General features: G+C 45.9%; 18 protein-coding genes and 1 tRNA gene. 4 read left to right on the top strand and 15 right to left on the bottom strand.

All coding sequences use genetic code 11. From position 1 onward, the window contains the following. The first annotated feature begins 35 nt into the window (after window positions 1-35). On the top strand, window positions 36-533 hold the full coding sequence (coaD, locus tag ICN31_RS08160; protein ID WP_088525421.1) for a pantetheine-phosphate adenylyltransferase: 498 nt from the start codon (window positions 36-38) through the stop codon (window positions 531-533). Window positions 534-548: 15 nt separating this feature from the next. Then, a complete protein-coding gene (locus ICN31_RS08155) occupies window positions 549-815 on the top strand; it encodes a YfhL family 4Fe-4S dicluster ferredoxin (RefSeq protein ID WP_216260327.1) in 267 nt (88 codons plus the stop codon). On the opposite strand, the gene pth is transcribed toward ICN31_RS08155, so the two are convergent. From pth to ICN31_RS08125, 6 genes are all read right to left on the bottom strand, one after another. Continuing rightward, window positions 812-1402: an aminoacyl-tRNA hydrolase gene (gene pth, locus ICN31_RS08150; protein ID WP_216260324.1), complete on the bottom strand. Its 591-nt coding sequence runs from the start codon at window positions 1400-1402 to the stop codon at window positions 812-814. The two genes, ICN31_RS08155 and pth, sit on opposite strands and share 4 nt — an antisense overlap. 98 nt (window positions 1403-1500) lie before the next feature. Further along, window positions 1501-2154 (bottom strand): 50S ribosomal protein L25/general stress protein Ctc, encoded by a 654-nt coding sequence (locus tag ICN31_RS08145; RefSeq protein ID WP_216260322.1) that lies wholly within the window; start codon window positions 2152-2154, stop codon window positions 1501-1503. 136 nt (window positions 2155-2290) lie between these two features. Continuing rightward, the gene (locus ICN31_RS08140; protein ID WP_088525417.1) at window positions 2291-3259 is read right to left on the bottom strand and encodes a ribose-phosphate pyrophosphokinase; all 969 of its coding nucleotides are present in this window, start codon (window positions 3257-3259) and stop codon (window positions 2291-2293) included. Window positions 3260-3313: 54 nt separating this feature from the next. Beyond that, a tRNA-Gln gene (locus ICN31_RS08135) sits at window positions 3314-3390 on the bottom strand. Between the two features lie 5 nt (window positions 3391-3395). Then, window positions 3396-4271, bottom strand: a complete 876-nt coding sequence (ispE, locus tag ICN31_RS08130; protein ID WP_216260321.1) for a 4-(cytidine 5'-diphospho)-2-C-methyl-D-erythritol kinase — start codon at window positions 4269-4271, stop codon at window positions 3396-3398. Next, window positions 4264-5751: a lipoprotein insertase outer membrane protein LolB gene (locus ICN31_RS08125; RefSeq protein ID WP_216260320.1), complete on the bottom strand. Its 1488-nt coding sequence runs from the start codon at window positions 5749-5751 to the stop codon at window positions 4264-4266. The genes ispE and ICN31_RS08125 overlap by 8 nt, the downstream gene beginning before the upstream one ends. Before the next feature lie 35 nt (window positions 5752-5786). On the opposite strand from ICN31_RS08125, the gene mutM reads away from it, so the two are divergent. Together mutM and mutY are read left to right on the top strand one after the other, a co-directional pair. Further along, on the top strand, window positions 5787-6623 hold the full coding sequence (mutM, locus tag ICN31_RS08120; protein ID WP_216260319.1) for a bifunctional DNA-formamidopyrimidine glycosylase/DNA-(apurinic or apyrimidinic site) lyase: 837 nt from the start codon (window positions 5787-5789) through the stop codon (window positions 6621-6623). Continuing rightward, entirely contained in the window at window positions 6623-7753 is a 1131-nt protein-coding gene (gene mutY / locus ICN31_RS08115; protein WP_255530940.1) for an A/G-specific adenine glycosylase, read from the top strand. The genes mutM and mutY overlap by 1 nt, the downstream gene beginning before the upstream one ends. Here the strand turns inward: mutY and rapZ are convergent. From rapZ to ICN31_RS08070, 9 genes are all read right to left on the bottom strand, one after another. Then, window positions 7698-8588 (bottom strand): RNase adapter RapZ, encoded by an 891-nt coding sequence (gene rapZ, locus ICN31_RS08110; RefSeq protein WP_216260317.1) that lies wholly within the window; start codon window positions 8586-8588, stop codon window positions 7698-7700. The genes mutY and rapZ overlap by 56 nt on opposite strands. Before the next feature lie 3 nt (window positions 8589-8591). Continuing rightward, window positions 8592-9566: an HPr(Ser) kinase/phosphatase gene (gene hprK / locus ICN31_RS08105; RefSeq protein ID WP_216260846.1), complete on the bottom strand. Its 975-nt coding sequence runs from the start codon at window positions 9564-9566 to the stop codon at window positions 8592-8594. A gap of 8 nt (window positions 9567-9574) precedes the next feature. Then, window positions 9575-10036: a PTS sugar transporter subunit IIA gene (locus ICN31_RS08100; RefSeq protein ID WP_216260316.1), complete on the bottom strand. Its 462-nt coding sequence runs from the start codon at window positions 10034-10036 to the stop codon at window positions 9575-9577. A gap of 33 nt (window positions 10037-10069) precedes the next feature. After that, window positions 10070-10393, bottom strand: a complete 324-nt coding sequence (hpf, locus tag ICN31_RS08095) for a ribosome hibernation-promoting factor, HPF/YfiA family (RefSeq protein ID WP_216260314.1) — start codon at window positions 10391-10393, stop codon at window positions 10070-10072. A 180-nt stretch (window positions 10394-10573) separates the two neighbouring features. Continuing rightward, entirely contained in the window at window positions 10574-11341 is a 768-nt protein-coding gene (gene lptB / locus ICN31_RS08090) for an LPS export ABC transporter ATP-binding protein (protein WP_216260312.1), read from the bottom strand. Next, complete coding sequence (gene lptA, locus ICN31_RS08085) at window positions 11338-11907, bottom strand: lipopolysaccharide transport periplasmic protein LptA (protein ID WP_216260310.1); 570 nt, start codon at window positions 11905-11907, stop codon at window positions 11338-11340. The genes lptB and lptA overlap by 4 nt, the downstream gene beginning before the upstream one ends. Beyond that, window positions 11908-12549, bottom strand: coding sequence for an LPS export ABC transporter periplasmic protein LptC (lptC, locus tag ICN31_RS08080; protein WP_216260308.1), 642 nt, complete (start codon window positions 12547-12549; stop codon window positions 11908-11910). A 3-nt stretch (window positions 12550-12552) separates the two neighbouring features. Further along, window positions 12553-13125, bottom strand: a complete 573-nt coding sequence (locus ICN31_RS08075) for an HAD family hydrolase (protein ID WP_216260306.1) — start codon at window positions 13123-13125, stop codon at window positions 12553-12555. A gap of 22 nt (window positions 13126-13147) precedes the next feature. Then, window positions 13148-14140: an SIS domain-containing protein gene (locus tag ICN31_RS08070; protein ID WP_088525405.1), complete on the bottom strand. Its 993-nt coding sequence runs from the start codon at window positions 14138-14140 to the stop codon at window positions 13148-13150. Window positions 14141-14150 lie beyond the last annotated feature (10 nt).

Below are 14150 nucleotides of genomic sequence, written 5' to 3'. Positions count from 1 at the left end.
CTCTTGCCTATAGCTGATAAAGCCTTAGGAGAGTTATGACTGTCGCTGTATACCCAGGAACATTTGATCCCTTTACTCGTGGTCACGAGGATTTAGTGCGTCGTGCATCCAGCATTTTTGATAAGCTGATTGTGGGCGTTGCCTCTAGTCGTAGCAAGCACCCCTTCTTTTCTTTAGAAGAGCGTATTGATATTGCTACCGAAGTTCTGAGTCACTACCCCAATGTCAAAGTAGTTGGCTTTGACGGTTTATTAAAAGATTTTGCACGTGAGCACAATGCGCGAGTGATTGTTCGTGGCTTGCGGGCAGTTTCTGACTTTGAATATGAATTCCAGATGGCTGGCATGAATCGTTATCTCCTGCCTGATGTTGAAACCCTTTTCTTAACCCCCTCCGATCAATATCAATTTATTTCGGGCACCTTTGTGCGTGAAATTGCCTCTATGGGCGGTGATGTCAGTAAGTTTGTTTTCCCATCTGTTGAGAAGTGGTTGGTCAAGAAGATGGCGAGTAATGGCCAGGCTAAAAAGTAAGGTTAGCGCGTACATATGGCCTTAATGATTACGGACGAATGCATCAACTGTGATGTGTGCGAGCCCGAGTGTCCTAATGATGCGATTTATATGGGACTTGAGATTTACGAGATCAATCCTGATAAATGTACAGAGTGTGTTGGACACTATGATGCCCCTCAGTGCCGCCAAGTTTGCCCAGTAGATTGCATTCCATTTCATCCTCAATATACGGAATCTCAAGAGCAGCTCATGGCGAAGTACAAGCTGTTAACTGCAAGCAAAAAAGCAAATGCTGTTTAGCCTTTGGAGTGCAGCTCCAGCATGGCAGTTTGAGTATCGCCCTTCATAAATAGCGGCAAGATCTGTAGGCTATTTTCAATACTGGTATCAATCAGCTTTTGTTCTGCCTGTTGCGGTCTACGTAATACATAATCTGCTACATCCATCATGCGACCATCACCAGCTACATCTCGTGGATGACCGATGCCTAAGCGAAGACGCCAGTAGTCTTGCGTTCCTAAGTGCGCTTGAATGTCTTTTAAGCCGTTGTGGCCGCCAGTGCCGCCGCCCAACTTAATCCGGGCAGTCCCCGGCTTTAGATCGAGCTCATCTTGAACCACCAAAATATCTGCAGGTGTGATTTTATGAAAGCGACACAGAGCACCCACTGCTTGACCGCTGAGGTTCATATAAGTACTAGGCTTAAGAAGAAAGAGATCTTCACTTTCCCATTTTGCTTTTGCAACTTTTCCATGAAAACGTTTTTCAGACTCAAAACGGACATTGAATTGTTTTGCTAAGGCATCAACAAACCAAAAGCCAGCGTTATGCCGATCTTCTTCGTGCTCGTCTCCAGGATTGCCTAGGCCAACAATTAATTTAGTCATGGTGGGAGTTTAAAGTCTTCAAGACTTTTCTACAAAAAGTAAAAAAGAAAGCCCGCTTGCGCGGGCTTTCTGAATGCAAGCAGTGTAGCTTAAGCAAATTAAGACTTATCTTTGTCCTTAGCAGCATCAGCGGCAGGAGCAGCGGCAGGAGCAGCGGCAGGAGCAGCTTCTTCAGTCTCAGCAGCCTTGACCGTTGGAATACGTGCGTTTGCAATCACTGGGTTCTCTTGCTCAATGTGCAATACCAAGCTAACACCTTTTGGCAATACAACGTCTTTAGCATGAATAGAGTGACCTACTTCAATTTTGCTCAAGTCCACTTCAAGGAAGCCTGGTAAGTCTGCTGGCAAGCAAGAAATTTCCAGATCATTGAGGATGTGGCTAACAACAGCGCCTTGCAATTTCACGGCAGCTGAAGTCTCAGCGTTAGTGAAATGCAATGGAACGCGCATATGAACTTTCTCAGTCGCAGATACGCGCTGAAAGTCAATGTGCAATACCAATGGCTTAAATGGATGCATTTGGTAATCACGTAACAACACTTTTTGTGTTTTTCCGCCGATTTCCAAATCCAAAATGGATGAGTGAAATGCTTCTTTACGGAGAGCATGAAACAGTGCGTTGTGGTCTAACTCGATAACAGCGGCTGCATCTTTACTACCGTAAACGATTCCCGGAGTTTTTCCGGAATTGCGCAGACGGCGGCTCGCACCCGTTCCCTGTACGCTTCTTTCAAAGGCTACTACTTTCATATTAAATTCCCTAGTTAAGGTTAATTTCCGTTCGCGACCAAACAGAAAAGCCTTCGATTATATCGTGGGAAAGGGAGTTTTTGCCTACAAACCCCTCAAAATTGCCAAAAAACGAGGTAAAACAGGGATTTTTGGCCTATTCGGCAAACATCGACATGACTGAGTCGCCCTTGCTAATGCGGGAAAGGGTTTCGGCTAAGAGGGGGGCCACTGTCAATTGACGAATTTTGGTCACTTTCATGGCCTCAGGAGTCAATGGAATGGTATCGGTCACAACTAATTCATCGAGTTCAGAGGCGGCTATACGGGCGACTGCACCGCCCGATAGGACTGCATGAGTACAGTAGGCAGTAACACCCTTAGCGCCACGCTCTTTGAGCGCCTCAGCTGCTTTACAGAGGGTCCCACCGGTATCAATGATGTCATCCATGATCACGCAATGACGACCTTCGACTTCACCAATCAGATGCATTACTTCAGAAACGTTTGCTTTAGGACGACGTTTATCAATAATTGCTAAATCAGTACCGAGTTGTTTTGCCATTGCGCGAGCGCGAACAACACCGCCAATATCTGGAGAAACGATGATGAGATCTTTTTGCGTCTTCTGCGCCTCTAGGTCAGCCAAGAGTACTGGCGAGGCGTAAATATTGTCTACCGGAATATCAAAGAAGCCTTGGATCTGATCGGCATGGAGATCCATGGTGAGCACGCGCTCAATACCAGCAACTGACTGCAGCATATTGGCGATGATGCGTGCGGAGATTGCAACCCTGGCAGAGCGAGGGCGACGGTCTTGGCGGGCATAACCAAAGTAAGGAATCACGGCGGTAATACGACCAGCTGATGCACGCTTAAGAGCATCAATCATGATCATGAGCTCCATTAAGTTGTCGTTCGTTGGAGCGCAGGTAGATTGAATCACGACAACATTTTTACCGCGGACGTTTTCTTGAATCTCAACTTGAATCTCGCCATCTGAGAAACGACCTACGAAAGCTTTGCCCATATTGAGTTTGAGCTCTTTGGCAACAGCCTCTGCCAAAATGGGATTTGCATTACCTGTGAATAGGGTCAGTAAATCTGAGTGGGTCGGGGTAGTCATAGGATCAAGGGCTTTGTCGGGTCAAAAGATTATCTTTATCGTTTCTACAGTATTTGGCAGGGGAAGAAGGATTCGAACCTTCGCATGCTGGAATCAAAATCCAGTGCCTTAACCAGCTTGGCGATTCCCCTACAGCTCATTCTGAAGAAATCAAATTGTAAGCGGGATTTTTATTTAAGCCCCCAACAATCCGACCTACCCACCCTTGTGGAAGAGTTTGTAAAAGATTTTCTAGTTTTGCGGGATCGGTCTTAGGGTCTAAGACGGCAAAAACGCTACTTCCAGAACCGGACATACGGGGCTTTGAGCCCGGTACTGCGCGGCTAATCCAATCCAAAGCTTGCTTCACTTCAGGGCAAATCCGCATCGCTACAGCCTGACAATCGTTTGATAGATCGGACCATGGTGACGCAAGAAAGCCATCAATTGTAATCTGAGCGTGATCTCGGGTCAATTCTGGGGCTTGAAAAATGCTTGCAGTGGCGATTCCCTGCCGGGGAAAAATCACCAAAAAATCACGCTTTTCCAACTCAATTCCTTGAAATTTTTCGCCTATTCCCTCTACAAAAGCATTTTGTCCATAGATAAAGAAAGGCACATCTGCACCCAGTTGCAGGCCTAAGCTCGCTAAAGTTGCCTGGTCTAATTCGAGATTCCAGAGCGTATTAAGTCCGATCAAGGTACTTGCTGCATCAGAAGAGCCGCCACCTAATCCAGCGCCCATCGGAATTTCTTTTTGAAGACTAATTTCAACCCCGCCCTCAAACTTGCAAAAATCTTTTAATAATTTTGCAGCACGCACAACCAAATCTTGATCTGGTGATACACCAGGTATTGGATTGATTCGGCGTACTTCATTTTCTGGAATGATTTTTAAAGTGACGGTATCGCACCAATCAATCAGTTGAAAAACAGATTGAAGTAGGTGATAGCCATCGGTACGGCGTCCAATGATATGAAGAAAAAGATTGAGCTTTGCTGGTGATCGCAGCACCAAGATTGACTTACTCATTGGGATGGTCAAAAACCAAACGAATATCAATCGATCCAATATTAGAATTACGCGTCATCGTGAGTTTATCTAGGCGCATGTTCTTACCCCAGGTATAAGCTAATTCCCAACCATCCTGATTAATTTTGCTCACTTGACCTTTGGCATTTCTATCGATGCTAGCTTCGCTACCCGGTCTCACTTCACCTCTGAGCCAATTTGATAGGCCACGCGCAGGCAAGGGCAAGCCCAGAGTATTTTGTATTAATGTGTCTGCATCAATTGCGGTGACGACCTGACCATCGCGCTCTAAAGTTGCCTCACCAGGATTGATCGTTATTTTTGCAATAGAGCCACCAATAGGATTTCGAATTTCCAAGATATCCTTGAGCGCATCTTGAGTCAAAGTAAAGCCACCTGAGCCACCTTGATTTTGCGAGTCAGTAATACCGATGACTTTTACTGCGAAACGGCCATCCCATGAGCCTTGAGGAGGTTTTTCTGGGGTAGACCAGTCTGGTTTGAAGCGTTTTAAAGTTTCTTTGAGGGTCGGATTATTAGCGTCTAATTTTTGTCCTTTGGACCATACCTCTTCTGCCTCAGGGCGACGATTCATAATCCATAAGACTTCGCCAGTATGAGCGGCAATATCAGCCTCAGGCTTCATCGCAAATGCCTGCTGCAGTTGCTCTAATGCCAAAGCATTTTTCCCCAGCCTAAAGTTCACCCAGCCCAAGCTATCTAAAATGAAAGCATCTTTTGGGGATAGTTCATGTGCTTTACTAATCAGTGCAAACGCTTCAGGAAGTTTGATGTTGCGATCAGCTAAAGAGTAACCTAAAGCATTCAGAGAGTTGGCATCGTTTGGACGTTTACGTAAAATTTCACGCAAAGTTTTTTCCATCACATCGTTACGCCCATATTTTTCTGCAGACATCGCATAGGTGTAAAGCAGACCTGGATCTTTTAGTGGCACTTTGACAGTGGATGCAATCTCATAGAAAGCTCGTAATGCTTCCGTTTCATCTTTTGCTTTAGCAAGCAATGCTTGTAGTTGCAATAAAGTATTTTCTTGTTGCGCTGGAGTTTGTTGCCGTAGCAAAGAAATTGCTGGTTTCACCGTATCAGGCCAGCGATTACTCAAAACGAGGAGAGTAATGAGTACCTCCTTAGGTTTGGTTTCTGAGCTTGGCGATAGCTCATCCCATGTTTTTGCAGCCTGAAGCGCTAAATCGGGCGAGCCTCCGCTAATAGCGATTTCCATTGCTCTTTGAGCCAGACGGGGGTCTTTGTACTGCCGGGCCATTTCCAGATAGGTGTTGTAAGCCAGCCCAGCCTCGCCCCTTTGGAGGGCTATCTCTGAGGCAAGCACCTCAAATACCCCTTCACCAGTCTTTAAGCCATCTATTTGGGCCTGGGTTTGGCCAGAAAAGACTAAGCCGCTAGATGCGACCAAAAGGAATAAGCCCTGCAAAAGGGGCTTGCGTATGAATTTGCTCATAAGCACATTCTAATCTGCGAATCTACAATCCATTGATGCCAGAACTTCCAGAAGTAGAAGTCACCAGATTAGGAATTGCCCCCCACCTTGAGGGGCAGAAGGTCAGCGCCGTCAAAGTTCTGGATGGGCGCTTGCGTTGGCCCGTGCCTACTAAATTGCCTAAGATTTTGATAGGGCAGAAGGTTCAGTCGATTGCAAGGCGCGGCAAATATCTCCTCCTGGAAATGGATACCGGTCATTTACTTATCCATTTGGGTATGACTGGAACCTTGCGGATCCTGCCAAGCGCCGATTCTTTGAAGCCTCATGATCGTGTCACTTTTGAATTTGGCAAGCTGAGCCTACGATTGCACGACCCCAGAAAATTTGGCGCAGTTTTATGGCATGCCAATACGAAAGGCCCGCTTGAGAAAAATCCCCTTTTACAAAAGTTGGGGGTTGAGCCTTTTTCAGCTGAGTTCTCAGCTCAACTTGGCGCTGATGTTCTTTATAAAGCCTCACGCAAACGCACTGTAGCGGTGAAGCAATTTTTACTGGCTGGTCAGGCCGTAGTGGGCGTCGGCAATATTTATTGCTCAGAAAGTTTATTTGAGGCGGGCATTCATCCTGCAAAGGCTGCTGGTAAGTTAAGCAAACCCCAGTGTGCTCGTTTAGCAAATGCAGTCAGACTCATTCTGAAAAATGCGATCGCTGCTGGCGGTAGTAGCTTGAAAGATTTTGTAAATAGCGAAGGTGATCCCGGTCACTTCATGGTGCAAACTAAAGTTTATGACCGCAAAGGCTTGCCCTGTAAGGTTTGTAAAACGCCGATTACACAAATTGTCCAGGGGCAGCGCTCCACCTATTTCTGCCCCCAATGTCAAAAACGATAATGAATGCTTTTGCAAAAAAGCTAATTGCTTGGCATGGGGTCAGCGGCCGCTCAGGTTTGCCATGGCAAGGTAATCGTGACCCATATGCAGTTTGGGTTTCTGAAATCATGCTGCAACAAACTCAAGTTGCAACAGTTTTGGAGCGCTACCCGCGCTTTATGAAACGCTTTCCGACTGTCAAAAAATTAGCGGCAGCTGATATTGATGAAGTATTGGCTGAATGGGCGGGCTTGGGGTATTACTCTCGTGCTCGAAACTTGCACGCATGCGCAAAGCAAGTAATGCAGGAATTTTCTGGAAAGTTTCCGAGCGATCCAGTATTGCTTGAGCAGCTAAAGGGGATTGGTCGATCAACAGCAGGAGCGATTGCCGCTTTTGCTTTTCATGAAAGGGCGCCCATACTAGATGCAAATGTCAAAAGAATTCTGGCACGTTTATTTGCTATTGACGGTGCAATACAAGATAAAGCAGTGAATGATCGCCTATGGCAATTAGCAAATGATCTATTACCCAATCAAGCAAATAATATGCCGGTGTATACACAGGCCTTGATGGATTTTGGTGCCACTTGGTGTACATCCCGTAAACCAGTATGCATGGGCGTGGAGAAAAAATGCCCCTTTGCAAAGGATTGCCAGGCGAACTTAAGTGATCAGGTTCTGGCTTTGCCAAAAAAGGTGATCAAAGCAAAGTCACCCGAATTTGATTGCGATATGTTGTTGATCAGATCGGGTAATTTTGTTCTTTTGCAAAAACGACCCAGTAAGGCGATTTGGGGAGGGCTATGGTCTTTGCCAGAGTCAGCATGGAGACCTAAAACTGAGAAAGAGGACAAGAGCATTTCAACCCTCAAGGGGCTGCTGACTGTCACTTTGCCCAAGGAGAATATTGCCGGGCTAGCTAAATCATTAAAGGGTCTAAAGCAGGGTAATCAAATTAAACATATCTTCACCCACCGTCGTTTATGGATGCAGATTTGGGAATTAAACTCTGCGAGCGCAGTAGAGTTCTCGAGCTCTGATTTGAAGTGGGTACACCTTAGTCAGTTAGGGCGATATGGCTTGCCGCAGCCAATTAAAGTTTTGCTGTTGGGATTGAGTCTAGCTCGCGGTGACGATCTAAAAAATTAAGCTGCAGCGCAGCCAAATCTTTTTGTGCACGAAAGTGTTCGCTAATACGATTAACTAAATAGACTGAGCGATGTTGTCCGCCGGTGCATCCAATTGCCACCGTTAAATAGCTACGACCATCTGCAATATAGTGCGGCAACCATTTATCAATAAACTGAATAATGTCACCTTCCATGCTAACTACTTCAGGGATTTTCTCAAGGAACTCTTTAACCAGTTTGTCCTTACCAGTTAGTGGTCTTAGATCCTTATCGTAATGAGGATTGGGCAGGCAGCGCACATCAAACACTAGGTCCGCTTCACTAGGAACCCCCTTTTTGAAACCAAAGGATTCAAAAATCACGGATAGTCCAAGAGGCTTATCTTTGAGAAGATCGCCAATCCAGGAGCGTAGCGCATGTGCTGGCAAATTACTGGTATCAATACTATGCGCCTGGGTACGAAGTGGTTCAAGTAGGTTTCGCTCTCTATCGATCGCCTCGATGAGTGTTGCCGATTGAGATTGCTGAGCATTGGTTGATAAGGGATGGCGTCTGCGGGTTTCTGAAAAGCGCTGCACTAAGGTATTAGTGTCAGCGTTTAAGAAAACAATTCTGACTTGATGATTGCGACGCAAGTTCTCCAGAATAGAGGGCAGTTCAGCAATAGATTCACCGCGACGTGCATCAATTGCTACTGCTACACACTCACTCTTTTCTTTTTCGAGGGTGACAATCAAATTCTTAAGGAGGGAGACTGGCAGGTTATCTACACAGTCATAGCCTGCATCTTCAAAAGCCCTCAAGGCGACTGATTTACCTGAGCCAGAGATTCCGGTAATCAGATTAATTTGCATAGTTTAGAGTAAGCGACCCTGGGATTTGACTGAATCAGCTTCGGCATTCATTTGAATACGTTGACGTTCCATGAATTCTTTTAAGGTATCGATGCCACGTAATTGCAAAATCGTATTGCGAACAGCAGCTTCAACTAGTACCGCTAAGTTACGTCCTGCGGCAACCTGAATTTTTACTGTACGAATCGGAACCCCTAGGACATCGATGTGTTGAGCTTCAAGAGGTAATCTTTCAAACTCTCCATCCGTTCTGCGAACTAGCTGAACAATGAGACGGAGCTTGAGTTTGCGGCGTACGGCAGTTTCACCAAAGATGGTACGAATATCCAGCAGGCCTAAGCCACGAACTTCAAGTAAGTTGCGCAGGATAACTGGGCAACGTCCTTCGATATAGTCTGAACCAAGGCGAGCAAAATCAACGGCATCATCTGCCACTAAGCCATGGCCACGAGAAATCAGCTCAAGACCCAATTCACTTTTACCTAAACCTGATTCACCAGTTAGCAATACACCTAAGCCCAAGATATCCATAAAAACACCATGCATTGTGATTTGAGGCGCACCAATTTTGGTGAGATAGATCCGCAAATGATCAATCACTTCTGCTGCAGAGATGGGGGTAGTAAATAAAGGGGTGGAAGTACGTTGACAGTAGAGCTGCAAATCTGAATCGGCTGATTTGCCGTCGGCTACGATGACGCAGGGAGGCGTTTTAGAAATTAAGTTAGCGATTTGCTCTTGCTTTTGTTCGGGCTCGAGCGCTGCATGATAGTCAACCTCTTGTTCACCAAAGATTTGGATGCGACTTGGGTGAATGAGATTTAAGTGTCCCACTAAGTCTGAGCTAGCTGCGGCTGCTTTGACTGCCTCCGCCGGGAAGGTGCGATCTGCGCCCTCTAGTCCGCCAATCCAGGAAAGCTTGAGATCTGCAACATTGTCATCAAAAATCTGCTGTGCAGTTACTCCTTCGAGGAGCAAGGGCTGTGTCATTTTGTTACATCCCACTCTTGTAATAATTCGCATACCTTAACTGGATCGTTGGCAGACGATAGAAATTGACGATTGTCCGCATCAGATAGTAGTTGTGCAATAGAAGACAGAATTTCTAAATGTTGTTGAGTAGCTTTTTCAGGAACCAATAAAAAAATTAGAATGGATACAGGCTCACCATCAGGTGCAGCGAACTCAATCGGACTTTTGAGTTTTATAAAAGCGGCGCTTGGTTGCTTAAGGCCTTTAACGCGTCCATGAGGAATTGCAACACCAGCACCAAGTGCGGTGGATCCTAAATCTTCACGTGCGTTCAAAAACTCTACGACGGAAGCTGCATTAATACCTACTTTTTTAAAGAAGAGGTCCCCGGCTGCTGCAAATGCATCGGCTCTGCTAGTGGCAGGGTGATTTAATGCAATGCAGTCAGGGGTGAAAAGATTGGTCAGGGCATTCATGGGAATTGATTATAGGTGTCCTGACTGTTGATATCACTCAAATCGCTTATCGTGGTGGTGATCCTGGATCTTTTCTTTGTGTTTTACAACCTGGCGTTCTAACTTATCGACCACGGCATCCATCGCATGGTAAAGGTCGGCATTGTGTGCCTCGGCAAATAATTCCTTGCCTTTCAGGTGAATGGTAATTTCAGCGCTCTGACGAAGTTCCTTTTCTTTGGCGTTATCAACTACCAGAAAGGCAGATGCATCAATGACATGGTCAAAGTGCTTACGAATTTTGGCCATTCCAGCTTCTAGGTGGGCACGCATGGCTGGGGTTACTTCCAGATGGCGGCTATTAATTTTCAAATTCATCAGCATCTCCTATATACGCGTGCGCATGCTCATGCCTGGGGTGCGCAGCAAGCCCCTGAAATCGTTTGAACGGTATTTTTGGAAGGGAACTTCATGAACCTCCAGCGTATCAGCGAATTTGCTGAAAACCAAGAGGGAAAACCATCTTTATTAGTTAAATGGCCCAGAAGGCCGCCTAGCTTACATCCTAAAGTTTTCACCCAAGTAGACTCTACGGACGGCATCATTTTGGATAATTTGGTCTGGCTCGCCTTCTGCCAGCACGCTGCCCTCGCTAATGATGTAGGCGTGATCACATATACCCAGGGTTTCCCGAACATTATGGTCTGTGATGAGAACGCCAATCTGGCGGTCTCTTAAGAAACGCACGATGCGCTGAATTTCCCCAACGGCAATAGGGTCAACGCCGGCAAATGGCTCATCTAGCAAGATGAATTTGGGCTGGGAGGCTAAAGCTCTAGCAATCTCCACTCGACGACGCTCACCACCAGATAGGGATAGAGCGGGGTTATTGCGTAGATGGCCAATTTGCAGCTCACCCAAGAGCTCATCGAGGCGGTCGGCAATTTCGGCTTTAGTCAGAGCCTTGCCACCTTGCGCCTGAAGTTCTAGTACGGCCTGAATATTCTCGGCAACATTGAGTTTTCTGAAAATAGAGGCTTCTTGAGGAAGATAAGACAAACCCATGCGAGCGCGCTGATGGATGGGTAGGCGGGTGATGTCGGCACCATCCAAAACAATACTGCCTGCGTCAAGTGGAACTAAACCAACAATCATATAAAACGAGGTTGTTTTACCGGCACCATTGGGTCCAAGTAAGCCAACCACTTCGCCACATTTCACTTCGATAGAAACATCTCGAACTACCGTCCTAGAGCCATAACGTTTTTGTAAATGGTGCGCACTCAGAGTTGCTGGGCTATTGGTTTGAGCTAAATCCGTTGTCATTTCTCTAAGGTGGCTTTTCGTCTTGGTGAAAGAATTGCTCTAGCCAGAGGGAGATCGTCTGGCTTTGCGTCTTTAGGGGGGGTAACTCGATAGTACTGCTTTACATCATCATATTCAATTTTCCAGCCGCGCAATTGGTCTAGCATTTCCATATTGAGTAGGCGCTTGAGCTTAGCATCACCAGTTAATGTGAGAACTTCAGTTTTACCATTGTAGACAACCTGAGTCGCTAAGCCTTGCATGAATTCATCCGCAGGCCCTTCGCGACGTTGTCTAAAGCTAGCCGTAGTATCTGGTGTCCCCTCAACGTCAATAAACTCATAACCTTCAGGATCTACTTGAATATGACCATCTTCACCAGTAACGATGATGCTTCCTTTAATCAGTAACACTTGACCCTTGAGATCATAAATTTGTTTAACATCGTTTACAGAAACTTTTTCTGCCACAAGAATGATTGGCTTATCTCGATCTGCTTTTTCTGCATGGGAAAAACCGGCCACACCTAAGCTAGCTACTAGAATAAAAGTAATCGAGTGGAGCGAGGAGTGCAATTGATTGATCATTTACTGATTACCTCTTGGCGCTCGCTCAATGCGTCCTTTCACTTGCCCTAATAGCGCTATACTTTGTTCAACGTTATTAAATTTTCCACCTTCGGTAGAGTGCATGATTGACATGCCTTGCTCAAGCGTAATGGGCCTATTGGTCTCAATAATGTCATCATTAATGAGTACTTTGAAATAGGTGGAGGATGCAAGCATTCTCAGCGTTGCAGCCTGCGAGGCAGTTGCTGTTTGGGCAGGTCGAAAAATAGATGCGTTATCAATCAGATCCAAAATGGTGAGCTCGCCATCAAGGTGTCCAGTGTCAGATTTCACGGTCACTGGAGCCTTACCAGCCAGAAAGAAGCGCATGCGAGGCGTCAAAATATCAATCGAGGCATCATCGTCATAATGGATTACTTTCTTGCCTAAGATTCGGTACTTGGTGTTACCAAATTCATTTAGTGCAGATAGAGCGCCATTATTGATGATGTAATCAGGCTCATGAAGTCTGACACGCTCCAGCGAAGATTTTTCAGGAGGGGTAACTTTTTGTACCAGCCAAAAAGTTACGAGTGTTAACGTCCCCATCAAAATCAATGGCATCAAACGTAATAAAGCACGTCCAATACCGAGTTTGATTTTTTGGGAATTGAATTGCATTACCTAGTTACGCGCTTTATTCAGTAATTCATCGTAGTGGTTTTGCGCCTTCAGAATCAGATCGCATGCTTCTCGTACAGCCCTATCTCCACCGTGATGAATCGTTACGAAATGGGCAGATTCTTTCACTGCTTCATGAGCTTGAGCAGGACAAATCCTAAAGCCAGCATTTTTCATCATTTGTAAATCCGGCCAGTCATCACCCATGACAGCACAGTCTGAGAGAGAAAGATCTAAGGTTTTGATCACCTGGGCCAAGGCAATGGCTTTGTTTTCTACGCCCATGTGGAGGTGTTTAATGCCTAATTCTTCGCAGCGCGCTAAGACCATTTTTGAATTTCTGCCGGTGATGATGGCAGTTGGTATTCCGCATTGCTCTAGTAATTTAATGCCCAGGCCATCCTGAATATCAAACGCTTTCAGAGACTCTTTGCCATCGGCACCCATCCATACTTGCCCATTGGTTAAGACACCATCGACATCTAGAACCAAGAGCTTGACTCTGCTAGCACGCTCCCAGGCTTGTGGGTATTGAGCTAGAGGATTCGTATTGTGTGGAGTAAAAGCGCTCGGCATCGTAATTAAATTAGATGAAAGATTAAATAACTTTTGCTGCAAACAAATCATGCAGATTGAGTGCGCCTAATAGTTGCCCATTGCTATTGCTGACAACCAAATGATTAATGCGATGTTTCTCCATCATCTCAATTGCCTCTTCTGCAAGAAGCTCAGGTGGAATGGTGCGGGGCCCAGGTGTGGTGGCACTTTTTAAGGTGATGCCATCAAGATTAGTTTTCTTTTCTAACAGGCGGCGTAGATCGCCATCAGTCAAAATGCCAAATACTTTGTTGTCTTGATCTAAGACAACAACCATACCCATCCGCTTAGAGGTCATCTCTAGCAAAGCATCTTGTAATGAAGCTTCAACGGAAATTTTTGGTGTGCCATCAAAGCTGCGCATCACTTCGCTGACATGCATAAGTTGTTTACGACCAAGTCTGCCACCTGGATGCGAGCGGATGAAATCCTCCGCTTCAAATCCTCTTGCATCTAACAAGGCAACTGCTAAGGCATCTCCCATTGCTAATGCTGCGGTAGTGCTCGTGGTTGGTGCAAGATTGAGTGGACAAGCTTCTTTTTCAACGCTAGTGTCTATGTGTGCATCAGCCAGTTTTGCAAGAGATGAATTCGGTGCACCAGTTAATGCAATCAGTTTTGCCCCAGTACGCTTGATGATGGGAACAATGGTTAGTAGTTCATCGGTCTCACCAGAATTTGAGAGTGCTACAAAAACATCATCCCGAGTTACCATTCCTAAGTCACCATGACTGGCCTCAGCTGGGTGAACAAAGAAAGCAGGGGAACCAGTAGAGGCAAAGGTGGCAGCAATTTTGCGTGCAATGTGACCAGATTTACCGATGCCAGACACCACAATTCTGCCTTTGCAGCCATGGAGTAGTTCAACCGCCAGCACAAGGGCATCAGCATTAGGCCCTTCAAGGCGGTCGCGCATCGTTTGCAGTGCGGCAGCCTCAATAGTGAGGGTATCGCGTGCAAGCTTTAGGGTTCGTTCTCGAGTCTTAGCTATCATCGGGTAAGTA

Source organism: Polynucleobacter sp. UB-Piko-W3 (assembly GCF_018881635.1).
Taxonomy (GTDB): Bacteria; Pseudomonadota; Gammaproteobacteria; order Burkholderiales; family Burkholderiaceae; genus Polynucleobacter.
The sequence above is the reverse complement of the archived record's forward strand: the minus strand, read 5'-3'. Positions and strand labels throughout refer to the sequence as shown.